The organism is Spongiibacter sp. IMCC21906, assembly GCF_001010805.1.
Lineage (GTDB): Bacteria > Pseudomonadota > Gammaproteobacteria > Pseudomonadales > Spongiibacteraceae > Spongiibacter.
In genome coordinates this window covers 2132431-2156567 of the sequence record NZ_CP011477.1, presented here as the reverse complement: position 1 = coordinate 2156567, position 24137 = coordinate 2132431, and the positions used below count along the sequence as shown (strand labels likewise).

At 50.3% G+C, this 24137-nt stretch carries 24 protein-coding genes; 15 read left to right on the top strand and 9 right to left on the bottom strand.

Annotation, left to right across the window (positions count from 1 at the left end; translation table 11 throughout):
- Positions 1-14: 14 nt before the first annotated feature.
- The 4 genes from crcB to IMCC21906_RS09890 are packed head-to-tail and all read right to left on the bottom strand — an operon-like array spanning position 15 to position 4650.
- Positions 15-389, bottom strand: a complete 375-nt coding sequence (gene crcB / locus IMCC21906_RS09905; RefSeq protein ID WP_052763481.1) for a fluoride efflux transporter CrcB — start codon at positions 387-389, stop codon at positions 15-17.
- 42 nt (positions 390-431) lie between these two features.
- Positions 432-1733, bottom strand: a complete 1302-nt coding sequence (locus IMCC21906_RS09900) for a replication-associated recombination protein A (RefSeq protein ID WP_047012032.1) — start codon at positions 1731-1733, stop codon at positions 432-434.
- On the bottom strand, positions 1733-2338 hold the full coding sequence (lolA, locus tag IMCC21906_RS09895; protein ID WP_052763480.1) for an outer membrane lipoprotein chaperone LolA: 606 nt from the start codon (positions 2336-2338) through the stop codon (positions 1733-1735). The genes IMCC21906_RS09900 and lolA overlap by 1 nt, the downstream gene beginning before the upstream one ends.
- Positions 2339-2343: 5 nt before the next feature.
- Positions 2344-4650: a DNA translocase FtsK gene (locus tag IMCC21906_RS09890; protein ID WP_369795840.1), complete on the bottom strand. Its 2307-nt coding sequence runs from the start codon at positions 4648-4650 to the stop codon at positions 2344-2346.
- Positions 4651-4910: 260 nt separating this feature from the next.
- On the opposite strand from IMCC21906_RS09890, the gene trxB reads away from it, so the two are divergent.
- The 4 genes from trxB (at position 4911) to infA (ending at position 7682) form a co-directional block, all read left to right on the top strand.
- Positions 4911-5861, top strand: coding sequence for a thioredoxin-disulfide reductase (gene trxB, locus IMCC21906_RS09885; RefSeq protein WP_047012030.1), 951 nt, complete (start codon positions 4911-4913; stop codon positions 5859-5861).
- A 17-nt stretch (positions 5862-5878) separates the two neighbouring features.
- A complete protein-coding gene (gene aat, locus IMCC21906_RS09880) occupies positions 5879-6610 on the top strand; it encodes a leucyl/phenylalanyl-tRNA--protein transferase (protein ID WP_047012029.1) in 732 nt (243 codons plus the stop codon).
- On the top strand, positions 6607-7311 hold the full coding sequence (locus IMCC21906_RS09875; RefSeq protein WP_047012028.1) for an arginyltransferase: 705 nt from the start codon (positions 6607-6609) through the stop codon (positions 7309-7311). Before aat ends, IMCC21906_RS09875 begins: the two co-directional genes overlap by 4 nt.
- A gap of 152 nt (positions 7312-7463) precedes the next feature.
- A complete protein-coding gene (infA, locus tag IMCC21906_RS09870) occupies positions 7464-7682 on the top strand; it encodes a translation initiation factor IF-1 (protein WP_022957154.1) in 219 nt (72 codons plus the stop codon).
- 101 nt (positions 7683-7783) lie between these two features.
- On the opposite strand, the gene clpA is transcribed toward infA, so the two are convergent.
- Positions 7784-10051, bottom strand: a complete 2268-nt coding sequence (gene clpA / locus IMCC21906_RS09865; RefSeq protein ID WP_047012027.1) for an ATP-dependent Clp protease ATP-binding subunit ClpA — start codon at positions 10049-10051, stop codon at positions 7784-7786.
- A gap of 32 nt (positions 10052-10083) precedes the next feature.
- Complete coding sequence (gene clpS, locus IMCC21906_RS09860) at positions 10084-10431, bottom strand: ATP-dependent Clp protease adapter ClpS (RefSeq protein ID WP_047012026.1); 348 nt, start codon at positions 10429-10431, stop codon at positions 10084-10086.
- Positions 10432-10629: 198 nt separating this feature from the next.
- On the opposite strand from clpS, the gene IMCC21906_RS09855 reads away from it, so the two are divergent.
- Positions 10630-10845, top strand: coding sequence for a cold shock domain-containing protein (locus tag IMCC21906_RS09855; RefSeq protein WP_052763628.1), 216 nt, complete (start codon positions 10630-10632; stop codon positions 10843-10845).
- 71 nt (positions 10846-10916) lie between these two features.
- On the opposite strand, the gene icd is transcribed toward IMCC21906_RS09855, so the two are convergent.
- Complete coding sequence (icd, locus tag IMCC21906_RS09850) at positions 10917-12173, bottom strand: NADP-dependent isocitrate dehydrogenase (protein WP_047012025.1); 1257 nt, start codon at positions 12171-12173, stop codon at positions 10917-10919.
- 150 nt (positions 12174-12323) lie between these two features.
- Between icd and IMCC21906_RS09845 the strand changes: the two genes are divergently transcribed.
- From IMCC21906_RS09845 to IMCC21906_RS09815, 7 genes are all read left to right on the top strand, one after another.
- Positions 12324-12971: a pseudouridine synthase gene (locus IMCC21906_RS09845; RefSeq protein WP_082117437.1), complete on the top strand. Its 648-nt coding sequence runs from the start codon at positions 12324-12326 to the stop codon at positions 12969-12971.
- A gap of 94 nt (positions 12972-13065) precedes the next feature.
- Positions 13066-13503 (top strand): NUDIX hydrolase, encoded by a 438-nt coding sequence (locus tag IMCC21906_RS09840; protein ID WP_047012024.1) that lies wholly within the window; start codon positions 13066-13068, stop codon positions 13501-13503.
- Between the two features lie 40 nt (positions 13504-13543).
- Entirely contained in the window at positions 13544-14677 is a 1134-nt protein-coding gene (gene mnmA / locus IMCC21906_RS09835) for a tRNA 2-thiouridine(34) synthase MnmA (RefSeq protein WP_156166026.1), read from the top strand.
- Positions 14670-15320, top strand: a complete 651-nt coding sequence (gene hflD / locus IMCC21906_RS09830) for a high frequency lysogenization protein HflD (protein ID WP_052763479.1) — start codon at positions 14670-14672, stop codon at positions 15318-15320. The genes mnmA and hflD overlap by 8 nt, the downstream gene beginning before the upstream one ends.
- 67 nt (positions 15321-15387) lie before the next feature.
- Positions 15388-16752: an adenylosuccinate lyase gene (gene purB, locus IMCC21906_RS09825; RefSeq protein WP_047012023.1), complete on the top strand. Its 1365-nt coding sequence runs from the start codon at positions 15388-15390 to the stop codon at positions 16750-16752.
- Positions 16752-17882 carry a cupin domain-containing protein gene (locus IMCC21906_RS09820; RefSeq protein WP_047012022.1) on the top strand — a complete coding sequence of 377 codons (1131 nt, stop codon included), beginning with the start codon at positions 16752-16754 and terminating at the stop codon, positions 17880-17882. Before purB ends, IMCC21906_RS09820 begins: the two co-directional genes overlap by 1 nt.
- A 21-nt stretch (positions 17883-17903) precedes the next feature.
- Entirely contained in the window at positions 17904-18335 is a 432-nt protein-coding gene (locus IMCC21906_RS09815) for a GNAT family N-acetyltransferase (RefSeq protein WP_047012021.1), read from the top strand.
- 36 nt (positions 18336-18371) lie between these two features.
- Here the strand turns inward: IMCC21906_RS09815 and IMCC21906_RS09810 are convergent, their stop codons facing one another.
- Positions 18372-18689, bottom strand: coding sequence for a Rieske (2Fe-2S) protein (locus tag IMCC21906_RS09810; RefSeq protein WP_047012020.1), 318 nt, complete (start codon positions 18687-18689; stop codon positions 18372-18374).
- A 109-nt stretch (positions 18690-18798) separates the two neighbouring features.
- Here IMCC21906_RS09810 and IMCC21906_RS09805 point away from each other — a divergent pair, with 109 nt between their 5' ends.
- Complete coding sequence (locus IMCC21906_RS09805; RefSeq protein WP_047012019.1) at positions 18799-19428, top strand: 2OG-Fe(II) oxygenase; 630 nt, start codon at positions 18799-18801, stop codon at positions 19426-19428.
- A gap of 74 nt (positions 19429-19502) precedes the next feature.
- Here the strand turns inward: IMCC21906_RS09805 and ppsA are convergent, their stop codons facing one another.
- On the bottom strand, positions 19503-21866 hold the full coding sequence (gene ppsA / locus IMCC21906_RS09800; RefSeq protein ID WP_047012018.1) for a phosphoenolpyruvate synthase: 2364 nt from the start codon (positions 21864-21866) through the stop codon (positions 19503-19505).
- 122 nt (positions 21867-21988) lie between these two features.
- Between ppsA and IMCC21906_RS09795 the strand changes: the two genes are divergently transcribed.
- Together IMCC21906_RS09795 and IMCC21906_RS09790 are read left to right on the top strand one after the other, a co-directional pair.
- On the top strand, positions 21989-22807 hold the full coding sequence (locus IMCC21906_RS09795; protein WP_047012017.1) for a pyruvate, water dikinase regulatory protein: 819 nt from the start codon (positions 21989-21991) through the stop codon (positions 22805-22807).
- Positions 22808-22820: 13 nt separating this feature from the next.
- The gene (locus tag IMCC21906_RS09790; RefSeq protein WP_231580249.1) at positions 22821-24032 is read left to right on the top strand and encodes a patatin-like phospholipase family protein; all 1212 of its coding nucleotides are present in this window, start codon (positions 22821-22823) and stop codon (positions 24030-24032) included.
- The last annotated feature ends 105 nt before the right edge of the window (positions 24033-24137 follow it).

Below are 24137 nucleotides of genomic sequence, written 5' to 3'. Positions count from 1 at the left end.
GTAACCATCGTGCCCTAGCGGGCTAGCTGTATCCCCAACCAGCAACCGAGAATGCAGCTGGCCAAGGTTATTAATATATAGCTGAGTGCTAATAAGGCTTTGCCAGCCTCAAGCATTGCTACTGTTTCTAGAGAAAATGTGGCAAAGGTCGTAAACGCACCCAAAAAACCCACCATTAAAATTTGGCGGGAATCAGCATGCAGTGACGACTTTTCGGTAATCACCACGTAAAGAATGCCGATCAACGTAGAACCAATGAGGTTGACGGCAAAGGTTGCCGTTGGCCAGCTATGGGCTGGCGCAAAATGCGCCACTAAGCGAGACACGCCAAAGCGTCCCAATGCGCCAGTAGCGCCACCCAGTGCTACGAGAATATATTGCAGTAACATCCGTGCCCCCATTCTAGTGAAAGTATTCTACCAGTATCTGGCTCAGGGATAACGCTGACGAGGGCTGCGTTTGTCCTGGTTTTTAAGGTAAGTGAGTTTTTCAGAGATCTTTTTTTCCAATCCACGATTTACAGGTTGGTAAAAGACCTGATCTTTAAGTGGTTCTGGTAAATAGTTTTCTCCTGCCGCATACGCATCGGGCTCATCATGGGCATAACGGTATTCATCACCAAATCCTTGGCCCTTCATCATTTTGGTAGGAGCGTTGCGCAAATGCATAGGCACATCGTGAGAACCACCGGTGGCGACTTCTCGCCGCACTTGATTATATGCGCTGTAGACTGCATTGCTTTTAGGCGCAGCGGCCAGATAACAAACAGCTTGGGCCAGGGCTAACTCCCCTTCAGGACTGCCCAAGCGATCTTGTACATCCCATGCATCCAAGCAAATTCGCAGTGCTCTAGGGTCAGCATTGCCAATGTCCTCTGAGGCCATACGCAGTAAGCGCCGGGCAATATATTGAGGCTCACAACCGCCATCCAACATGCGAGCAAACCAATACAGGGCACCGTCAGGAGAACTGCCCCGCACAGATTTGTGGAGAGCAGAAATTTGTTCGTAAAATAGATCGCCGCCTTTATCAAAGCGTCGAGTTTGTCCTTGAAGTACCTTGTCTAAAACGTCATCGCTAAGTTGTTTGCTGTCTTGGGTCGCTGGTGGAGCGGTATCAATGGCGATTTCCAGTAAGTTTAACGCCCTTCTCGCATCCCCGTCGGCAAAGCCAACTAAGCGTTGCAGTTGATCTATATTGGCTGACCACTGTTCTGCTGCCAGTGCCCGTTGCAGAATTTCCAGCAAGGCATCGTTGCCCAGCGCGGCGAGTCGATACACGCGTGCTCGTGATAACAACGCATTGTTAAGTTCAAAAGAAGGGTTTTCGGTAGTCGCGCCAATAAAAATTAAGGTGCCATCTTCCACATAAGGTAAAAATGCATCTTGCTGGGCTTTATTAAAGCGATGCACTTCGTCAATAAACAATACTGTTTGGCGACCATAACGTTGCTCGGTTTTGGCTTCTTCCACCGCCAAGCGAATATCTTTGACCCCGGCCAATACTGCCGAAATGCTAATAAATCGCGCCTCGCAGCAATTGGCTACCAGTTGCGCCAGGGTCGTTTTACCTACCCCCGGCGGTCCCCAAAAAATCATTGAATGCAGTTGCCCCGAGTCCAGCGACTCGCGCAAGGGCATTCCCGGAGACAACAAAGCCTCTTGGCCCAGGTAGTCGCCAATAGCCTGGGGGCGCATTCGAGCTGCCAGTGGTGCATTTATGGGTGAAGACATCAAAACCGGCTCGGTGCGCCTTCTTTAAAGACAAATTCGTCCGGCGAAAAGGTGGGTTTGTAATTGGCGTTGATAAACTGAATTTCGGTGCGTTGCTCAAGGGCATCGGTTAATGCCATTCCAATAAGCTTACCTTGCTTAAAATGCAAAACCAGCTCAGAGAAGTTGCTCGCATCATTTTTGGGGGTGAGTATAAAACTGCGTTCAATCCCCTGTTTATTCAGCTCGACGGCAAAGTTTTTTTGTAGCTGTTCTATCGAGGCTCCCAAAATCATGGTTGGTGCCTGGGCCAAATTGGGGTCGAAGGGCTCAACATTAAGTTGCTCTAAATCGGCATCGTAGCGCCACAGGGTTTTACCGTCGCTCACCAACAGATACTGAAACGGTTCTTTGCTGTGCCACCTGACTTTGTTGGGACGTTGCAGGGCAATATCGCCGCTGCTTTTTTGCAATACGGCACCATCGCTGTCGTAAACGGTTTGGCTGAATCCCGCCTTGAGACTGTTGGCGCTAGATAACATTAAGTGCAGCTGGGCAACATCACCATTAGCAAAGCTATGAGATGCAGCCAATATTAAGAAAAAAGCACATAGTAAACGACGCATAATGATCACTCTGCTGGGGGAGGTGCTAACACCTCTCTACTGCCATTGCTGGCCATTTCAGATACCACGCCAGCCGCTTCCATGGTTTCAATGAGGCGGGCCGCCCGGTTATAGCCGATACGGAGTTTGCGTTGAACAGACGAAATAGATGCGCGACGGGACTGGGTAACAAAATACACCGCCTCATCGTATAGCGCATCAGACTCATCGTTGCCGCTATCACCACCGGGGGCCATACCCGGCATGGCATCCGTGGTGCTGCCCTCTTCTAGTAAAGAATCGATGTAGCGAGGCTCGCCCCGACGCTTCCAGTCAGCCACCACTCGGTGAACCTCTTCGTCTGAGACAAAGGCGCCGTGAACCCGCACTGGTAAACCTGAGCCGGGTGGTAAATAAAGCATATCACCGTGGCCCAGCAGCTGCTCTGCCCCGCCCTGATCCAAAATGGTTCTAGAATCTATTTTTGAAGACACCTGAAAACCAATTCGGGTGGGAACGTTGGCTTTTATCAAACCGGTAATCACGTCTACTGAAGGTCGCTGGGTGGCCAAAATCAGGTGGATGCCGGCGGCCCGGGCTTTTTGAGCTATCCGGGCAATAAGCTCTTCTACCTTTTTACCCACAATCATCATCATGTCGGCAAATTCGTCAATCACGACAACAATGGCAGGCAGTATTTCCAAATCGGGAGCTTCAGCCTCTTCAGCACCGGCTTCAAAGTTTTCGTCGGGTACCCAAAGCGGGTCTTTAATGGGCTCGCCTGCCTGGATTGCCTCCCTCAATTTGCGGTTATAGCCCGCCACATTTCGCACACCCATGGCCGACATCAGCTTGTAGCGACGCTCCATTTCGGCAACGCACCAGCGCAGACCGTTGGCTGCATCCTTCATATCGGTAATAACCGGCGTCAGCAAATGAGGAATGCCATCGTATACTGACAGCTCTAGCATTTTGGGGTCTACAAGTAACAAGCGCACATCCTCTGGGGTTGCCTTGTACAAGAGACTAATCAACATTGCATTAACGCCAACTGACTTACCGGAGCCGGTGGTACCGGCTACCAGCAAATGTGGCATTTTTGCCAAATCGGCGCATACCGGTTCGCCAGATATATCATGCCCTAGCGCCAGAGTGAGGTGGGACTTGGCGGCATCAAAGGCTTCAGAAGATAAGACTTCTCGAAAGTTAACGATTTCTCTGTCTTCATTGGGAATTTCAATACCAACGTAAGGCTTACCCGGAATAACTTCGACAACCCTGACGCTTATTACTGCAAGTGATCTGGCAAGGTCTTTGACTAAGTTGCTGATCTTACTTACTTTTACGCCTGCGTCAGGTTCAAGCTCAAAACGGGTAATGACCGGCCCAGGGAATACCGCAACCACTTTGGCAGACACCCCAAAATCAAGAAGTTTGATTTCCAGTAGTCGTGACATGGCCTCGAGCGTGTCGGGAGAATAGCCTCGGCTGTGATGCTCTGCCTCGTCCAGCAGCGTTAACGACGGCAAGGTCCCCGTTATTGGCCCATCAAACAATCCCTTCTGCCGCTCTTTTTCAACCCGTTGAGATTTTGCAACAGGTGCAGGAGGCGGCGCTATTTGGGGCGTAATTCGGGTTTTTTGTGCCTCGGTTTTTTTGGCAACAGATTCGTGACGTTTTTGGCTGGCCGCTTTTGCCGTTTTACGTTCGGCCTGGGTAATCCGGAATTGATAATAACGATCTGCGGCTATCTGAAAGAAGCGCAAGGCTCTAGCGCCCAGATAATCCATGAGTCTTATCCAGGACAAATCGGTAAAAATGGTGATACCAAATAGCAAAATGGCAACTAACATCAGGCGACTGCCAAATTCGCTAAAGGATTCTACTGTTGCGTGAGAAATGGCATCGCCTAATACCCCGCCGGGACCAAAAGGTAAGCCGCTTTGACCACTATCTTGACCGCTGGCCAAGCCGGTACTGGCGATCATTACCAGCACAAAACCAATGACTCGTAGAAATAAAATCAGAGAATCAAAAGCCGGAGGCGCAAGCCTGTCTTTAAATAAGCGCCATGCTCTAAAGGCGAACATACAGGGAAATAAATAGGCCATATAGCCAAACAGGGCAAAGAAAATGTCAGCCAGCCATGCGCCAACCGGCCCCACCGCATTGGCGACGGCTTCGCCATTACCGGTTCGAGACCAGCCTGGATCACCACTGCTATAGGTGGCCAGCGCCATAACAATGAGAATACACACCGCCGACAAGGCGATAAGCAAACCTTCCCGCAGCCTTAGCTGCAGGGTTTCGTGGCGTTCCGGCTTAGATGCAATCGTTTGTTTTGCCAAGAAAAAACCGGCTCCCTTAAAGATCCGTAAATAAGAATGAGGTTGAGTTAAAACCCCGCAATGTTAGCATCATGACGGGCGGCTTGTCGCCGCTGAGTTTTTTGCTGCGCCAAGGCTTTTAGCCTATGATAACCGCCTTTGAATACAAGCCCCTTACTGACGTCAATTACCAATTGCAGCGTCGTTATTCAGTCACTTAGGATCGAGTAAGGTTCGATCCCTTCAACTGGGAATTCTGCACAATTATGAGCGATAGCCAACACCACCCCCTGATTATTTTAGGCTCCGGCCCTGCCGGTTATACAGCGGCAGTTTACGCAGCACGGGCTAATTTAAAACCGGTTGTCATTACGGGCATGCAGCAAGGTGGTCAGCTCACCACGACTACCGATGTCGATAATTGGCCCGGCGATCAAGACGGCGTACAAGGCCCTGAGCTAATGATGCGGATGCAGGCCCATGCCGAACGCTTCGAAACCGAGGTTCTGTTTGATCATATTGACTCAGTGGATCTGAAGCAGCGCCCTTTTACCTTGGTCGGCAGCAAAACCTATACTTGTGATTCCCTCATTATTGCAACTGGCGCATCGGCCCAATACCTTGGCCTTGAGTCTGAAGAAGCCTTTATGGGTAAAGGCGTTTCGGCCTGTGCTACCTGTGATGGTTTTTTCTATAAAGGCAAAAAAGTTGCCGTTATCGGTGGCGGCAATACGGCGGTAGAAGAAGCGCTGTATTTGTCTAATATCGCCTCTGAGGTGGTTTTAGTACATCGCAGAGATGAATTGCGCGCCGAGAAAATTCTGCAAGACAAACTGTTTGACCGTGCCAAAAACGGCAACGTCACACTCTGCTGGAACCACACTCTGGAAGAAGTGCTAGGTGACGACAGCGGTGTTACCGGTATCCGTATTGCCAGCACCAAAGACGACAGCAAACAAGATATTGAGCTTGCCGGGGTGTTTATCGCCATTGGCCATAAGCCCAATACCGATATTTTTGCTGATCAGCTGGATATGAAAGATGGTTACATTCAAATCAACAGCGGTATTGAGGGTAATGCTACAGCCACTAGCATCGAAGGGGTTTTTGCCGCGGGTGATGTGGCCGACCATATTTATCGTCAAGCAGTGACGTCTGCAGGTTTTGGTTGCATGGCGGCACTGGACGCTGAGCGTTATTTAGACGATTTATCCTGAATGACGGAGGTCGGTTAATGCCGCAAATTCCTTGGCTTGATCCAGCCGACCTCGCCTTCCCTGCCGTTGAGACAGCCTTGGACGATCCTCAAGGTCTGCTCGCGGCAGGAGGTGACTTGTCTACACCGCGTCTTTTAGAAGCGTATCAACACGGCATATTTCCTTGGTTTGAAGATGGCCAGCCGATTCTTTGGTGGTCACCCAGCCCGCGTGCAGTGCTCTTTCCCGAAAAGCTACATATTAGCCGCAGTCTGCGTAAACAAATGCGTAAAGAAGATTATCGCTGTAGCAGTGATCGATCTTTTCAGCGTGTTATTAATGAATGTGCAAAAACCAGCAGCAAACGCCCCGGTACCTGGATAACCGATGAGATGCGTGAGGCGTACTCCCAGCTTAATATTGCTGGCTGGGCTCATTCGGTAGAAGTTTGGCAAGGTTCGAGTTTAGTCGGCGGCTTATACGGTATTGCCTTGGGCGAGGTATTTTTTGGCGAATCTATGTTCAGTTTAGGGCCTAGCGGATCAAAGATTGCACTCTGTGCCCTTTGTGACTGGCTGATTGAAAAGCAATTTAAGTTAATCGACTGTCAGGTTGGCAATCCCTATCTCTTCGAGATGGGCGCGGAGGAGATTTCCCGGCAGCAATTTCAGCAGCTTCTCTCTCAGTGTGCCACTGTGAATTATGCTAAGGCAGGTAGTTGGAACTACCACTGGCAGTCTCAAGACAAGGTTGCGAAAATGGCAGTATGAGTGAAGAGAAATCCATCAAGCTCTATGCTACTCACCCCCACCCTTGCAGCTACTTCAAGGATAGAGAAGCTCGCACGCTGTTTGTCGATCCCCACTTGCCTTTTAACAATCGGCTGTATACCGAATTATCCAAGCGCGGTTTTCGTCGTAGTGGCAGCCATGTTTATCGGCCAGATTGCGAAAATTGCCAAGCGTGCGTCGCCAGCCGAATCCCCGCCAGTCTTTTTAAGCCCAGTCGAAACCAGCGTCGCTGCCAAAACCGCAACAATGATTTAACAGTCAGTGTCAGAACCGCAATGCCAGATGATGCCTACGCCCTGTACGAACGCTATATTAATGTTCGTCATAAAGACGGCGATATGTATCCGCCATCTCGGGAACAGTTTGAGCAATTTCTTTGTGACAATGTGTCCCCTAGCCGTTATGCCTGCTTTTACTTGCAAGAACAACTGGTGGCAGTGGCGGTTATCGATATTATGAATGATGGCTTATCGGCAATTTACACTTTTTATGATCCACACTCAGACAGACGCAGCTTGGGGGTTATGGCGATTCTGTGGCAGATTCAATACTGTCGAGAATTACAGCTGCCCTATGTGTATTTGGGCTACTGGATTCGCGAGTGTGCAAAAATGCGCTACAAAACAGATTACCGCCCCATTGAACTTTATATGAGTGATCGCTGGGTTCGCCTGAACTAAGCAGATTCATTAATAGCTGTACCCCAAAGAGATGTGTCGCTACAAATTGCCTATTAAGATGAATTCAGGCAAAATGCGCGCTGTTTTTTCTTAGTCGCCATGTCCGGCGGCGCAGCAATCGCAAAAGAATTTTTAGTGAGGAATATTGCCGAATGGCGAAAGAAGACCAGATAGAAATGGAAGGCGAAGTTATCGATACTTTGCCCAATACCACCTTCCGGGTACGTCTGGAAAATGGCCACGTTGTAACTGCCCATATCTCTGGCAAAATGCGCAAGCACTATATACGCATACTGACCGGTGACAAGGTGAAGGTTGAATTGACCCCTTACGATCTTACCAAGGGCCGTATTACCTTCCGCGGTCGTTAAACTCCCGCCCTTTCTATCTTCCAAATTGTAATTTTGCAAACCCACGCCGCCCAGGCCGCGTGGGTTTTTCTGTGGCCGTAGAATACGGCCACGATCTCACTTTACTCTACGGCCATTTCAGCAACTTCGGCATGTAATTCAAGCCCATCGCCATCAACACTGACGTGGATGGTGCCGCCTTCAGCGAGATCACCAAATAAGACCATCTCAGCCAAGGGTTTTTTGATGTGTTCTTGAATAACACGCGCCATTGGCCGTGCACCCATGGTCTTGTCATAGCCGCGCTTCACCAACCAACGACGAGCATCATCGTCCACATCCAGTACCACTTTTTTCTCATCCAGCTGAGCCTGCAGATCGACAAGAAATTTGTCTACCACCGTCAAGACTACATCGGCTTCCAGTGGTGCAAAGCTAATGGTGCTATCCAAGCGGTTGCGGAATTCTGGAGTAAAGAGACGATTAATGGCCTCCAGGGCATCGGTGGCATGATTTTGTTCAGTAAAACCAATTGAGCGACGACTGATATTTTCTGCCCCAGCATTGGTGGTCATGACCAAAATAACATTGCGGAAATCCGCAGTGCGTCCGTTGTTATCCGTGAGCGAGCCATGATCCATAACCTGCAGCAACAAGTTGAACAAGTCGGGGTGGGCTTTTTCAATCTCGTCCAGCAACACTACTGAATGAGGGTGCTTGGTGACGGCATCGGTCAATAAACCACCTTGATCAAAGCCAACATAGCCCGGAGGCGCACCGATAAGACGAGAAACGGTGTGACGCTCCATGTACTCAGACATGTCAAACCGTACCAACTCAAGCCCCAATAGCTGGGCGAGCTGCTTACACACCTCTGTTTTACCCACACCCGTGGGGCCCGCTAGCAAGAATGAACCAATGGGTTTATCGGGCGCTTTCAAACCAGCCCGAGCCAGCTTGATGGATGCGCTTAATTCCCCTATGGCCTGATCTTGACCAAACACCACCATTTTCAGATTATCTTCCAGCTTGGCCAGCGAAGCCTTGTCATCACTGGACACTGATTTTGGTGGAATTCGCGCAATTTTAGCGACAATGGCCTCAATCTGCGGCACATCAATCAGCTCTATTCGGTTCTCTTTGGTCTGCAGACGCTGATATGCGCCTGCTTCATCGATGACATCAATGGCTTTATCTGGTAAGAAGCGGTCATTGATATAGCGAGCTGACATCTCAGCTGCGGTGCGCAAAGCGGCATCGCTATATTGCAGGTCGTGATGGCTCTCAAAGCGAGAGCGCAGACCTTTCAATATCAGGAAGGTGTCTTCCACTGAGGGCTCGTTGACATCTACCTTTTGAAAGCGGCGGCTAAGGGCCCGATCTTTTTCAAAAATACCGCGGTATTCCTGGAAGGTCGTTGAACCAATGCAGCGCATTTGTCCGGAGCTGAGTAGGGGTTTAAGCAGATTTGACGCGTCCATTACCCCACCGGAGGCTGCACCGGCGCCGATAATAGTATGGATTTCATCAATAAAGAGAATTGCCCCTTCCCGCTTCTTCAAATCGGCAAGCAAACCTTTGAGGCGTTTTTCAAAGTCACCACGATATTTCGTACCCGCCAGCAAGGCGCCCATGTCCAGAGAGTAAACCACGCTGTTTAACAGCACCTCGGGCACATCACCATCAACAATACGTTTTGCCAAACCTTCGGCAATGGCGGTTTTACCTACCCCGGACTCCCCTACCAACAGAGGATTGTTTTTGCGACGACGGGTCAATATTTGTGCAACCCGCTCTACCTCATCGGCACGGCCAATCAACGGGTCAATACGACCTATTTTGGCCTCTTCATTTAAGTTAGTGGCAAAGTTTTCCAGTGGTCGCTGCTCAGGATCACCGCCGTCAGCCTCTTGTTCGGCTTGCTGGTCAGATTCGGCGCTGCCTTCGCTGCCGGACACTTTGGAAATGCCGTGGGTGATGTAATTCACCACATCGAGGCGGGTTACATTTTGGGATTTCAGAAAGTACACCGCCTGGCTTTCTTGTTCGCTAAATATCGCGACTAGCACATTGGCGCCGGTAACTTCTTGCTTGCCTGAGGACTGCACATGAAATACAGCCCGCTGCAGTACCCGCTGAAAACCCAGCGTTGGCTGCGTATCGCGCTCGGCATCTTCATCGGGAATGCGCGGTGTGGTCGCTTCGACAAACTCATCAAGGTCGCCCTTGAGCTGGACCAAATCTGCGCCGCAGGCCAGCAGGACTTTAACGGCGGCATCATTGTCAGCCAGGGCCAACAATAAATGTTCCACCGTCATAAATTCATGACGGCGATTACGGGCCGATTTAAAGGCCTGACTTAAGGTGGTTTCTAGGTCTTTGCTCAACATCGCCTGCTCCGCCTCTACTCAATTAACAGCATTCACGCTTCGCTCATTTCAATCTCAGCCAACAGCGGATGACCGCTATCTCTGGCATATTGATTAACTTGGGCCGCCTTGGTCTCGGCGATATCCCGGGTAAATACCCCGCAGACACCTTTGCCCTCTGTATGTACCGTCAGCATCACTTGCGTGGCCTTCTGACGATCCATGTAGAAAAAATCTTCCAGTACTTCAACAACGAACTCCATCGGCGTGTAATCGTCGTTCATTAACACAACGACATACAGTGGTGGCTTTTTGAGCTCCGGCTTGGCGGTCTCAATCGCGGTACCACCGCTATGGTCTTCGTCGTGATCTTCACTCATGTTGTAGATATCAGACTGCATAATCTCACTACGTTGTTAATTTGAGCTTATCACCCCTTCGCGCCTTAGCAATAGGGAAATGCACCAATTTGTGCAGGGGCAAAGCTTTACTTGACGACAACCCCCATCCTGTTTTAAAAAATGGGGTTGGCGCCGACCAAAAACAAGGGTAAGGCGCTGTTTCACAATAAATATAACGACAGTTGCGGGTCTATTTCTATGCAAAACGGTGTTGTCAAATGGTTTAATAATGCCAAGGGTTACGGCTTTATCCTCTCAGAAAACAGTGAAGAAGAGGTTTTTGCCCACTACTCGGCGATTTCAATGGAAGGCTATAAAACGCTAAAAGCCGGTCAATCGGTGAGTTTTGATGCCGAGCCAGGCCCCAAAGGCCTGCATGCCACAAGTATTACGACAGACGACCCCGAACGCTAGTTTCTCACGATTTCTGTCAGTTACAAAAAAGCCGCCTTGATGGCGGCTTTTGTCGTACCTTTACGAAGCGATTAAGCCATGTGCTTAATAATCGCATCGCCAAACTCCGAACACTTCAGGAGGGTGGCCCCTTCCATCAAACGCTCAAAGTCATAGGTGACGGTTTTGGCTTGGATCGAACCGTTCATGCCATTGATAATCAAATCCGCAGCTTCATTCCAACCCATATGGCGCAGCATCATTTCTGCCGACAGGATCAACGAACCGGGGTTAACCTTGTCCTGGCCGGTGTACTTGGGTGCCGTGCCGTGGGTGGCTTCAAACAAGGCCACGTTGTCGCTCATGTTGGCGCCGGGAGCAATACCAATACCGCCCACCTGTGCCGCCAATGCGTCTGACAAGTAATCGCCGTTCAAGTTTAGCGTTGCAATAACGCTGTACTCGTCTGGACGCAGCAATACTTGCTGAAGCATGGCGTCTGCAATCACGTCTTTAATAATGATTTCTTTGCCGGTGTTGGGGTTTTTCATTTTGACCCAAGGACCGCCATCTAGCAGCTCAGCGCCAAACTCTTCCATAGCCAGGTCATATGCCCAGTTTTTGAAAGACCCTTCGGTGAACTTCATGATGTTGCCTTTGTGAACGATGGTCAGCGAAGGCAGGTCTTGGTCAATGGTGTATTGAATTGCTTTGCGAACAAGGCGTTTAGTGCCTTCTTCAGATACTGGTTTAACACCAATACCACAGTTTTGCGGGAAGCGGATTTTGGTAACGCCCATCTCTTCCTGCATAAAGTTGATCATTTTGTCAGCTTCGGGAGTGCCCGCTTTCCATTCGATACCAGCGTAGATATCTTCGGAGTTTTCCCGGAAAATCACCATATTGGTTTTGCCGGGCTCTTTAACAGGTGAAGGCACGCCTTCAAACCAGCGAACCGGGCGCTGACAAACATACAAATCTAATTCTTGACGCAATGCTACGTTCAAAGAACGAAAACCACCGCCAACTGGTGTGGTCAGTGGGCCTTTAATCGCCACGGCGTATTCTTTGATCGCATCCAGTGTTTCGGCGGGAAACCAGTCGCCGTCATACAGCTCAGCAGCTTTTTCACCTGTGTAAATTTCCATCCAGCTGATGGCTTTTTTGCCTGAATAGGCTTTTTCAACGGCGGCATTGACGACTTTAATCATTACCGGAGAAATATCGACCCCGATGCCATCACCTTCGATAAAAGGAATAATTGGCCGATCGGGTACGTTCAGGGAGAGATCCGTATTGACGGTGATCTTCTCGCCCTCGCCAGGTACCTTGATATGTTGGTATCCCATTTTTGACTCCATGGTTTATTAGTTGAGGAACTTCGCTTGCTTCCCGAGATGCCACTCACGAGTGGTACAATCCGGCTCTCGAAAATCCAAAAAGCGCGGCATTATACCATTTTATAGTCGAATTTCTTCCATGAATGGCAGTATTTTCCTGTGAGCGAAATTGTTTTATTTAACAAGCCTTTCCAAGTCATGTGCCAATTCAGCGAAGCTGATGGCCGTTTGACTCTGGCCGATTACATCAAGATCCCTAAGATTTATCCAGCCGGTAGGCTAGATTTTGACTCAGAAGGCTTGCTTCTGCTGACCGCTGATGGCCGACTTCAGCAGCATATAAGTGACCCGCGCTTTAAACTACCCAAAACCTATTGGGTACAGGTAGAGGGTGAAATAACTGATGCTGCCTTAATTGCGTTACAAAATGGCGTCACGCTAAAAGACGGTCTTACCAAGCCCGCAAAAGCCGAAAAAATACTCGAGCCCGCTGGGCTTTGGCAGCGGCATCCGTCAGTACGCTATCGCGCCGCAATCCCCACATCTTGGCTATCATTAACCATTACTGAGGGCCGAAATCGTCAGGTGCGACGCATGACCGCAGCAGTTGGCTTTCCTACCCTGCGCTTAATCCGCGCAAAAATTGGCGACTGGGATTTAACAGACTTGTCGCCGGGTGAGCACTGCCGGGCACCGGTGCCACCAGCACTGATCGCGTCGTCGGCGACGAGAACAGCAGTAAAAAAGCCGAAACGACTTGGTTCGCGTACTCGTCTCCCCCACCGAAATCGTCGCAGTAGGCCATAAAGCCCTGACGCTGTTACAATCCCTCGCTTTTCAGGCGAACATTTTCAATGGGGTTTGAGCAATCGGACCTTTAATGAGCACATGGGGAAGTACCATGACTTGGTATCCACACGTCACCGTGGCCAGCATCATCGAAAACGACGGCAAATTTCTGTTTGTCGAAGAAGTGGCAAATGGTAAGCGGGTGATTAATCAACCAGCCGGCCATCTTGAGGCCGAGGAAACCCTGATTGAAGCCGCCCAGCGAGAAACGCTGGAAGAAACGCAATGGCAAGTAGCGATTGATGGTGTGGTGGGCATGGGCTTGTACGTTACGCCTGGCAATGGCGTCACCTATCACCGCAGCTGTTTTTTTGGCAGACCGTTGGCATTTTGTCCCGAATCCCTTTTAGACACAGATATTAAAGACGTGCTTTGGCTCAGTGTCGACGACGTTCGGCAGCGTAAAGAAATGCTTCGCAGCCCTCTGGTGCTGGATAATTTAGAGCGCTACCTTGCCGGGCATCGCTATCCGCTGTCGATGATGTTTTGAGATAGTGGTTTTAAGTTAATGATTTTGGAAGTAAAACAGCATGATCGCAGTTAGCGAAAATACGCCAGAAAACACCCGCATTATTGTGGGGATGTCCGGTGGCGTCGACTCGTCCATCTCAGCCCTGTTGCTACAACAACAGGGTTATCAGGTCGAAGGCCTGTTTATGAAAAACTGGGACGAGGATGACGGCACCGAATATTGCACTGCCAAAGACGATCTCGCCGATGCCCAAGCTGTTTGCGATAAGCTGGGCATCCATTTGCATACCGCCAATTTTGCCGCCGAGTACTGGGACAATGTATTTGAGCACTTTTTGGCAGAATACCAAGCGGGTCGCACGCCCAATCCCGATATTCTTTGTAATCGCGAGATCAAGTTTAAAGCCTTTTTGGACTATGCCCTTATGCTGGGTGCTGATGGCATTGCCACAGGCCACTATTGCCGTAACAGCATAAAAGAGGGCAAAACCCAGCTCTTAAAAGGTTTGGACAACAACAAAGACCAAAGCTATTTTCTGCATGCTGTCGGCGCAGCCCAATTAGCCAAAACCCTCTTCCCTATTGGTGAAATGGAAAAACCGCGGGTGCGAGAACTCGCAGAGCAACACGGCTTGGTTACTCACGACAAAAAAGACAGCACTGGCATTTGCTTTATCGGCGAACGGCGGTTTAAAGATTTTTTGCAGCAATACCTTCCCGCCCAGCCCGGTGTTATCGAAAACACCGACGGCCAAGTGATGGGCGAGCACAGCGGTTTGATGTACCACACTATTGGTCAACGCCAGGGGCTGGGAATTGGTGGCGTGGCGGGGGCTGGTGACCAGCCGTGGTATGTAATTGAAAAAGACTTAGTTCGAAATGTACTGATTGTCGCTCAGGGCAGCCAGCATCCGGCACTGTTTAAAGACGCCCTCGATGTCAAAGACATCCACTGGATTAATAGCCGCCCAGCTCTGCCATTAAATTGCAAAGCCAAAACCCGCTACCGTCAAGCCGATCAAGTTTGTACCATCAGCGTGAATGGCGACGGCTATCGGGTTGAGTTTGACCAGCCCCAACGAGCCATTACTCCCGGCCAATCGGTGGTTTTTTACATCGATGAGGTGTGCCTGGGTGGTGGCGTTATCGAAGCGGGACAGCTTCAGGAGGCAGCAGACCAACAACATGGCTGATCAAACTATGCAGCAGCAACAGTGGCGCAACCGCACCCTGGCCCTTGCCGGGCTGATTCAAGCTGCGGGTCTGGTTGACCAGCTTGCCCGCACCGGCCAAGCCGAGCCCAAAGCGATGGAGGCCTCTATCAACAGTCTGTTTGCGTTTTCTAGCGAAAATGCCGAGCAAGCCTTTGGCGGCATAGACAATCTTGAGTTTGGTCTGCGTAGCCTTAGAGATATTCTCAGCGGCAATGACTACGCCGAAAAACAAAATATCCTGCGATATTCTATGGGGGTCATGCACCTGCAGAAAAAACTCCGCAATGATCGGGATATGACGTCCTTAATGGCTAACCGCCTTCAACATGCGGCAAAGAAAACCGAATTCGATGATAGTGATATCAGTAGCTTATGCACATCTCTTGCGGCTATTTATCAAGATACACTATCCAAATTTTCTTACCGATTGCAAATTCGCGGTAGTGCTCAGCAGCTGCAAAGCAGTCATAACGCTGCCAAAATACGGGCGCTTTTATTAGCCGCCGTGCGGTCCGCATTTCTATGGCACCAGTCTGGCGGCAGTCGCTGGGTGCTGTTGTTTCAGCGCGGCCGCTTATTCGAGCAAACCAAGCAGATGCTCAACACTGAAATTCGCCACTGACTCGGGTATCATTGCCGCCTTTCCTCAGTTGCTCAATGTAATTAGCCCTTCGTAATAGGTAGACACCATGGACTTATCAGCACTCTCCGCAATTTCACCGGTTGACGGCCGCTACGGCAGCAAGACCGCAAGCCTTAGACCGATTTTTAGTGAATACGGATTGATCCGCTGCCGCTTGATTGTCGAGGTTCGCTGGTTACAGCAGCTAGCCGCAAACCCCGGTATCAGTGAAGTGCCCGCCTTGAGCGACGAGGCAAACCACATTTTAAATACCTTGGTAGAGAACTTCTCCGAAGCCGATGCCCAGAAAGTAAAAGATATCGAGGCCACCACCAACCACGACGTTAAGGCTATCGAATACTTTATTAAACAAGCGATTGCTAGCAATACAGAGTTGGCTGCGGTGTCAGAGTTTGTTCATTTTGCCTGCACCTCAGAAGATATTAACAACCTGTCTCATGCCCTGATGCTAAGCGAAGGCCGCCAAAGCCTACTCGGCTTTACCGACGACATTATTGACAAACTTTCGAGCCAATCGGTGGAGTTTGCCGAAGTTCCCATGCTGTCCCGCACCCATGGCCAAACTGCCAGCCCAACTACCATGGGCAAGGAACTGGCTAACGTCGTTGCTAGATTGCGCCGCCAACGCGAGGTCATTGCCAGTATTGAACTGCTGGGTAAAATCAACGGCGCCGTGGGTAACTACAACGCACATTTGTCGGCCTATCCTGAAATCGACTGGGAAGCTAACGCCCAAAGCTTTATCTCGGCGCTGGGGCTAAGCTGGAACCCTTACACTACTCAAATTGAGCCCCACGACTATATTGCCGAATTGTTTGACGCCATTGCTCGCTTTAACACGATTTTGATCGATTTAGACCGGGATATTTGGGGCTATATCTCATTGGGCTATTTCAAACAGCGGACCATTGCCGGAGAAGTAGGCTCCTCCACCATGCCCCATAAAGTGAACCCCATCGACTTTGAAAACTCCGAGGGCAATCTCGGCATTGCCAATGCCGTACTGGGTCACTTAGCCGCAAAGCTGCCGATTTCTCGCTGGCAGCGGGATCTCACTGATTCCACCGTACTGCGAAACATGGGCGTCGGTTTTGCTTACAGCTTTATTGCCTACCAAGCTACGTTAAAAGGCTTAAGCAAACTGCAAATTAATGTTGGCCGGATTGCCGAAGATTTGGATAACAGTTGGGAAGTCTTAGCCGAACCCATTCAAACCGTGATGCGTCGCTACGGTGTCGAAGAGCCCTATGAAAAACTCAAAGCATTGACTCGCGGCCAAACCATTACCAAAGAAAGTTTGCTGCCATTTATCGAGTCTTTGGACATTCCCGAAGAAGCTAAAGTGGGGTTGCGTGCATTAACCCCCGCCAACTACATCGGCAACGCCATTGAACAGGCAAAGCGAATTTAGTGTCTTTGCAAAACTTTGATGTTGAGGGTTTTCTCCGCAACGATTGGCAGCGCCGCCCGGTTTTAATACGGCAGGCGCTGCCAGACTTTGTTTGCCCAGTTAATGGCGACGACTTGGCTGGCATGGCCTGTGAAGAAGACATCGACAGTCGTCTGATTATTCAAGATGGCAGCAACTGGCAACTGGAGTCCGGCCCCTTTGAGGAGGCGCGCTTTGCCACCCTGCCCCCTCAAAACTGGACGCTCCTTGTTCAGAGTGTTGATCACTGGATTGAAGAGGTAGCCGAATTAAACCAATGCTTTCGGTTTCTGCCTCGCTGGCGCCAGCAGGATATTATGATCAGTTACGCCGCTCCCGGCGGCAATGTCGGCCCTCATTTTGATCAATACGATGTGTTTCTGATTCAAGGTGAAGGCCAGCGGCGCTGGAAAATTGGTCCCCATTGTGACGGCACCACGCCAATGCAAAACAACCCTGACTTACGGTTGCTTTGCAATTTTGACAGCCGAGCGGAATACCTGCTCAACCCCGGCGATATTCTGTATATTCCGCCGGGTTGTGCCCACTGGGGAATAGCCGAAAGTGACGATTGCATCACGCTGTCAGTGGGGTTTCGGGCGCCCTCCCAAACCGAAATGTTACAGGACTTTGCCGAACATCTTGCAGAGCAAGGCGACTCTGCGCGGCGTTATCGTGATCCCAGTTTCAATGCGGGCCAGCACTGCGGCGAGATTGATGCTAATGCCATCAATCAAGCCCGGCAACTCATGGCATCGGCCCTTGAGGACGACAACACTCTTGCCAACTGGTTTGGCAGATTAATGACCCATCGGCCGCCTGAGGCCGAGCCTGCGGAGCTGAATGAGACTGAGTTTTATAAAACGATAACGCGACAGCCCTTGGTACTTGCATTAACAGCCCGGCTGGCATTTCACGGCAAGGTGCTATTTGCAGATGGAGAAAGCGATACACTACCGGCCAGTTATCAGGACGGTTTGCAGGCATTTTGCCGTTTAGAACCCGGCAGCGATGTGCCAGTGCACATACTCCCCCAAGAGCTGCTATACCGGCTTTATGAGCGTGGCACACTGCTCGTAGCCGAGCAGACAGGCGATGATGATCAAGGTTAAAACGAAAACAACGGGCGTCATGTGAAGATCATTGAAACCAACTGGACCACTCATCACCAGTGTCTTACCGATATCCGCTATCAGGTGTTTGTCCGCGAGCAAGGTGTTCCGGTGGAGATGGAACTGGATGAACACGACCAAACAGCCCGACACTGGCTGCTACAAAATTCAATTGGCGAAACCACCACGTACATTGCCACCCTGCGCCTACTCAACGATGGTTCAATCGGCCGTATGGCAGTTTTAAGCGGGTACCGAAGTCAGGGATGGGGAAAGGCCTTGTTGCAGGCTTGCATTCAAACGGCCAAAGCTGAGGGAATACGGGAATTAACCTTATCTTCCCAATGCCATGCCCTAGGTTTTTACGAAAAACTGGGGTTTGTGCCACGCGGTGAGGTATTTATGGATGCAGGCATTCCCCACCGGCAAATGTTTTTAGCATTAACCAAGTAACCAAGCCTGACATCAGTACTTTGACTGGGATACGGCTCAGTTATCCAGAACGACTCCCAGTTCATTATCTCTATCGACGATATCATAGCGTCTTAACGACCGGCAGGGTTCTTCGGTAAAATGCTGCAACGCACCACTGCGCAGATCAAATCGATAACCATGCAGCGGGCAAACTATCTGATCACCCTCCATATCTGCGGTGCTCAAAGCGTGGCCGCGATGGGGGCAACGGCTTTCTATTAAATATCGCTGACCGTCCAATTGTAGTAATAGCAGGTTATGGTTATCAATTTTAAACAGCTTGCGATAGCCATCATAAAGATTAATAAGCTTCTCAAGGCTGTAATAATTCATAGTATCTCCAGGCCACTGTGCCAGCGTTTGCTGGTATCGTAGGTGTGTACACCTTCATCAGTATTAATATAACAATAGAAGCGATTAAGTTTTAAAAAAAGGACCCCTTGTGACTCAAACAGCTCAACTAATTGATATCCCGGCGTTGAAAAATGCCGAAGTGAAACAACAGCCCTTTCCCTATTTTACGTCTGAGGCATCCCTGTTGCCCGCTGGCGTTAAAAAGGTCATTGAAGCGTTTCCAGACATCACTCAGGGGGGCAGCTTTAATATTGACGACGTGCAGATCCAAGCCGATTTTCAGGATTTTCTACAAGATTTAGACTCTCCCGAATTTCGACAGCTACTGTCAGAAAAGCTCGATATCGATCTGAAGGATCGCCCCATTATGATGACTTTGCGGGGTTATTCACGGGCAAAAGATGGCCGCATGCATACGGATTCCAAAACCAAGCTGGTCACAGTATTAATTTACTTAAATGAAAGCTGGAGCGCAGACACAGGTCGGCTGCGGATTTTAAACGGCGGTTCAGATATGAACGATTTTGTGGAAGAGATCGCGCCGGGACCGGGCAGTTTAGTGGCATTTAAAGTCACCGATAACTGCTGGCATGGCTATCCCTCTTATGAAGGAACCCGACGTTCGATACAAATTAACTTTTTAAGCTCTGATTCTGCGGGCAGCAAACACCGGTTTTTTCACAAGCTGAGCGCTAAACTTAAAGCGTTGACCAAATAAGCATCTCTAAACATAAAAAGAGGGCGACTGATGCTTCAGCTGCCCTCTTTTATCATTTTAATCGCTGCTCGGGTTTAAGCTTGTTTTAATTTTTCAGACAAAAACAGCCACGTATCCAGCACCGAGTCTGGGTTCAGAGAAACACTATCAATCCCCTGCTCCATCAACCACTGGGCAAAATCAGGGTGATCAGACGGCCCTTGACCACAAATGCCGACGTATTTCCCCTGGGCTTTACAGGCTTGAATCGCGCTTTTTAACAGCACTTTTATCGCATCGTTGCGCTCATCAAATAAATGCGCAATCAAGCCAGAGTCCCGATCCAGCCCCAGCGTCAGCTGCGTCAGGTCATTGGAACCGATAGAAAAACCATCGAAGTATTCCAGAAACTGATCTGCCAACAAGGCATTGGCGGGCAGCTCACACATCATGATGACTCTCAGACCATTCTCGCCGCGCTTGAGACCATTCGCTTCCAAGAGTTCAATCACCTGCCGGGCTTCGCCCACCGTGCGCACAAAGGGCACCATGATTTCGACGTTGCTGAGGTCCATTTCTTCCCGAACTTTTTTCAGTGCCCGGCATTCAAGTTCAAAGCACTCCCGGAAGGAGTCAGAAATGTAGCGAGAGGCACCCCGAAAACCCAGCATGGGGTTTTCTTCAGAGGGCTCGTACAAGCTGCCGCCGATCAGATGGGCATACTCGTTGGATTTAAAATCTGACATCCGCACGATGACCGGCTTGGGATAAAAGGCACTGGCGATGCTAGAGATGCCTTCCACCAACTTTTCAACATAGAACTCCACCGGGTCGCCATAGCCAGCAATGCGGCGCTTTACTGCCTGCTGCACGTCGCGGGGCAGATCGTTGTACTCCATCAGCGCTTTGGGATGCACGCCAATCATTCTGTTAATAATGAATTCCAAGCGCGCCAGACCCACACCGGCGTTGGGGTAGGATTGAAAGTCAAAAGCGCGGTCTGGATTGCCGACATTCATCATCACCTTAAAGGGCAACTCCGGCATGGTTTCGAGTTTGTTTCTGCTAATATCGAAATCCAGTATGCCCTCATAGACCATGCCGGTATCCCCTTCGGCACAGGATACTGTCACTTCTTGGCCGGTTTTTAGGGTTTCTGTGGCATCGCCACACCCTACTACCGCAGGAATGCCCAGCTCCCGGGCAATAATCGCGGCGTGGCAAGTACGCCCGCCCCGGTTGGTCACGATGGCAGAAGCCCGCTTCATCACCGGCTCCCAATCCGGGTCGGTCATATCGGTGACTAGCACATCACCCTTCTGCACCTGGTCCATGTCGGCAATACTGTCGATAACTCGAACTGGGCCCGCGCCAATACGTTGACCAATGGAGCGACCTTCGCTGAGCACATTGCCCTTTTCTTTAAGCAGGTAACGCTCCATCAGCGTGGCAGACTCATTGCTTTTCACGGTTTCGGGCCTAGCCTGAACAATGTAAAGCTCACCGTCGTCACCGTCTTTAGCCCACTCAATATCCATCGGGCGACCGTAATGTTTTTCGATAATGACGGCCTGTTTTGCCAACGACATCACCTCGGCGTCGTTAATGCTAAAGCGATCCCGATCAGCTTCAGGCACGTCAACCGTTTCCACTGATTTGCCCGCGCTGGCCTCACTGCCGTAAATCATTTTGATCATTTTGCTGCCCAGATTGCGGCGTAATACCGCCGGGCGATTTTTTTCTAATGTCGCTTTGTGGACGTAGAATTCGTCGGGATTTACCGCGCCCTGGACCACGGTTTCACCCAAACCGTAAGAGGAGGTAATAAATACCACACCGTCAAAGCCCGACTCGGTATCCATCGAGAACATCACACCTGCCGCGCCAATTTCAGAGCGCACCATCCGCTGAATACCGGCAGACAGGGCGACATCGGCGTGCTCAAAGCCTTTGTGAACCCGGTAGGCAATAGCGCGATCATTATACAAAGAGGCAAACACTTCTTTGATCGCCACCATGACATTATCGAGGCCACGAATATTCAAGAAGGTTTCCTGCTGCCCGGCAAAAGAGGCATCGGGCAGGTCTTCGGCGGTGGCCGAAGAACGCACCGCTACGGTGTCGCCAGCCATTTCTTCAAAAGCGGTTTTAATAGCGTCGTTAAGAGCTTCAGGAAAAGGGGTGTCGATAATCCACTGGCGGATTTCTTTGCCCGTTTCGGCAAGGGTTTTCACATCGTCGATATCTAAATCTTCCAGCCGGTTGGCAATTCGCTCTTTTAATCCGCTTTGCTCCAAAAAATCGCGGAAGGCATCTGAGGTGGTCGCAAAGCCACCGGGCACCGAAACACCGGCTTTTGCTAACTGACTGATCATTTCACCCAGGGATGCATTTTTGCCACCTACCCGGTCGACATCTTTCATACCTAGGTCTTGAAACCAGATCACATACTCAGACACGATGTTTCTCCTATTTTACAAAGCGGGTGATTTGCAGTTATAAGTGCTCTGCAGCGTTATAGTATGCGAGGAATTTTGAAAATTCCCGTCGAGATTCACATGACATTGGGTAAAAAAACTACATGATCCGCCCAGCATTTTTTATTTCAGACAGTACCGGTATCACCGCAGAGACTTTGGGCAAAAGTATTTTGGCGCAATTTGAGACGCTGAGCTTTGAACATATTATCGTGCCCTACGTCGATAGCACTGACAAAGCCCACGCAGCGGTGCAGCGAATCAATCGCGCTGCGGAAGAGCGTGGCGTCACGCCGATCATTTTCGACACCCTCGTAAATGAAAATATCCGTGAAGTCATCGCCACCAGCAAAGGCATTATTGTTGATGTGTTGGGGCCGTTTGTGCGGCAGCTAGAAACCGCCTTGGGCGAAAAACCCTCAAGCACCGTGGGCCGCCTGAAAAATGCCGACCGGGATGCCAATTATAAAAATCGAATCGATGCCGTTAATTTTGCGCTCGATAATGATGATGGTGCCCGTATCAACCGCTACGACCAGGCGCAAGTCATCCTGATTGGCGTTTCTCGCAGTGGCAAAACCCCAACCTGTCTTTACTTAGCGCTTCAGTCGGGAATATTTGTCGCCAACTATCCGCTAACGGAAGAAGACTTAGACGATAACCGCTTGCCTAAAGCCCTGGCGGCCCATCGGGATCGATTGTTTGGCTTGACCATCGACCCCCGCCGGCTGACCGCAATCCGTTCAGAACGGCGCCCAGATAGCCCCTATTCGTCACAAACCCGTTGCGAAGATGAAGTGCGTCAGGCCGAGGCTATGTTCCGTCGGTTTGGTATCCCCTTTTTAGATACAACCCATGCTTCCGTCGAAGAAATCGCCACCCGCATCTTGTTCGACACCGGCCTGCGTGGCAAAGGCCGTTAAGGATAGCGCGACAATGAAGCGGTCAGAACACACTCTTAGCTCCCCCCGCGAAGCCATGGCAGATACCGCGCTACGCTCCAATACTGCCATGGTGCTGCCCGGTGGCGGTGCCCGCGCCGCTTACCAAGTGGGGGTGTTAAAAGCATTAGCGGAGATACATGGCGATCGGCAAGGCAATCCCTTTCAGATTATGGCGGGCACCTCAGCCGGCGCTATTAATGCAGTCTCTATGGCCGCCGGGGCGGATGACTTTGTTGGTACTGCCAATAAGCTTGAAACACTTTGGGCTAACCTCAGCACGGACAAAATTTATCGAGCAGATGTGCTGGGTGTTATCCGTAATGTGATCCGGCTGACCATGTCGTTATTTAACGCCGGTATCGCCGTGGGCCGCCCGGTGGCCTTGCTAGAAAATTCGCCCTTGCGCGACTTGCTTAAAGCCAATATCGACTTCGATAAAATAGGCCGCAATATTCAGCAGGGCCATCTTGATGCGCTATGTTTAACAGCGATGAATTACACCTTGGGGATGTCAGAGACCTTTTTCCAAGGCGGCCCCCAGCATGCAGGTTGGCAGCGCTGGCGCCGACAGGGTTTGGCCACCCCGATTCAGTTGCAACACCTCATGGCGTCCAGCGCCATCCCGACCATTTTCCCGCCCACCAAAGTGGGACGATATTATTATGGTGACGGCGCCCTGCGCCAACTCACACCAATTAGCCCCGCGATTCATTTAGGGGCACACCGAGTGCTGGTTATCCCTGCTAATGGCCATCGCAAAGAATATCACCATCCACCAAAACCCGTGCACTCCCCTGCCTTTGGACAGATTTTAGGACAGCTATTAAACAGCGCCTTTATCGACAGTATTGAAACGGATATCGAACGGCTTGAACGTATTAATGAACTACTGCGCTTGGTGCCCGAGGATGCTATAGAACTGATGGGTCGGGAGTTAATCCCTATTCAATGCTTGGTAGTCAGTCCCAGCGAGGATATAGATCGCATCGCCGACGACCACATTAAAGAATTGCCAAGAAGCCTGCGGATTTTTCTCAGCCGCACCGGTAGCAGCGGCGGTGGCACCAGCATTGCCAGTTATTTGCTCTTTACCCCGGAATACTGCGGCAAACTGATTGATTTAGGCTATCGGGATGGCATGCGAGAAAAGACCTCTTTAGAGAAGTTTTTATATAAAGATTCCGAGCCAGCTGTTCAGCTATAAAAGCGCTTAGCTCGACGGGGCCACTGCCGCCGGGCAGGCATAGCAAGAACGAATTGCGCTAAAGTTTGTTTGCCTGTGCTTTTGCCCCATCATCGGTAGCAAGCT

Excerpts from the sequence above, each read along its gene's own strand:
- IMCC21906_RS09795 (WP_047012017.1), top strand. The coding sequence starts at position 21,989 with ATGATCCGCCCAGCATTTTTTATTTCAGACAGTACCGGTATCACCGCA.
- icd (WP_047012025.1), bottom strand. The coding sequence starts at position 12,173 with ATGGGATACCAACATATCAAGGTACCTGGCGAGGGCGAGAAGATCACC.
- clpA (WP_047012027.1), bottom strand. The coding sequence starts at position 10,051 with ATGTTGAGCAAAGACCTAGAAACCACCTTAAGTCAGGCCTTTAAATCG.
- clpS (WP_047012026.1), bottom strand. The coding sequence starts at position 10,431 with ATGCAGTCTGATATCTACAACATGAGTGAAGATCACGACGAAGACCAT.
- IMCC21906_RS09790 (WP_231580249.1), top strand. The coding sequence starts at position 22,821 with ATGAAGCGGTCAGAACACACTCTTAGCTCCCCCCGCGAAGCCATGGCA.
- IMCC21906_RS09855 (WP_052763628.1), top strand. The coding sequence starts at position 10,630 with ATGCAAAACGGTGTTGTCAAATGGTTTAATAATGCCAAGGGTTACGGC.
- IMCC21906_RS09810 (WP_047012020.1), bottom strand. The coding sequence starts at position 18,689 with ATGAATTATTACAGCCTTGAGAAGCTTATTAATCTTTATGATGGCTAT.
- mnmA (WP_156166026.1), top strand. The coding sequence starts at position 13,544 with ATGATCGCAGTTAGCGAAAATACGCCAGAAAACACCCGCATTATTGTG.
- crcB (WP_052763481.1), bottom strand. The coding sequence starts at position 389 with ATGTTACTGCAATATATTCTCGTAGCACTGGGTGGCGCTACTGGCGCA.
- hflD (WP_052763479.1), top strand. The coding sequence starts at position 14,670 with ATGGCTGATCAAACTATGCAGCAGCAACAGTGGCGCAACCGCACCCTG.
- infA (WP_022957154.1), top strand. The coding sequence starts at position 7,464 with ATGGCGAAAGAAGACCAGATAGAAATGGAAGGCGAAGTTATCGATACT.
- IMCC21906_RS09840 (WP_047012024.1), top strand. The coding sequence starts at position 13,066 with ATGACTTGGTATCCACACGTCACCGTGGCCAGCATCATCGAAAACGAC.
- aat (WP_047012029.1), top strand. The coding sequence starts at position 5,879 with ATGCCGCAAATTCCTTGGCTTGATCCAGCCGACCTCGCCTTCCCTGCC.
- lolA (WP_052763480.1), bottom strand. The coding sequence starts at position 2,338 with ATGCGTCGTTTACTATGTGCTTTTTTCTTAATATTGGCTGCATCTCAT.
- IMCC21906_RS09875 (WP_047012028.1), top strand. The coding sequence starts at position 6,607 with ATGAGTGAAGAGAAATCCATCAAGCTCTATGCTACTCACCCCCACCCT.
- IMCC21906_RS09900 (WP_047012032.1), bottom strand. The coding sequence starts at position 1,733 with ATGTCTTCACCCATAAATGCACCACTGGCAGCTCGAATGCGCCCCCAG.
- trxB (WP_047012030.1), top strand. The coding sequence starts at position 4,911 with ATGAGCGATAGCCAACACCACCCCCTGATTATTTTAGGCTCCGGCCCT.
- purB (WP_047012023.1), top strand. The coding sequence starts at position 15,388 with ATGGACTTATCAGCACTCTCCGCAATTTCACCGGTTGACGGCCGCTAC.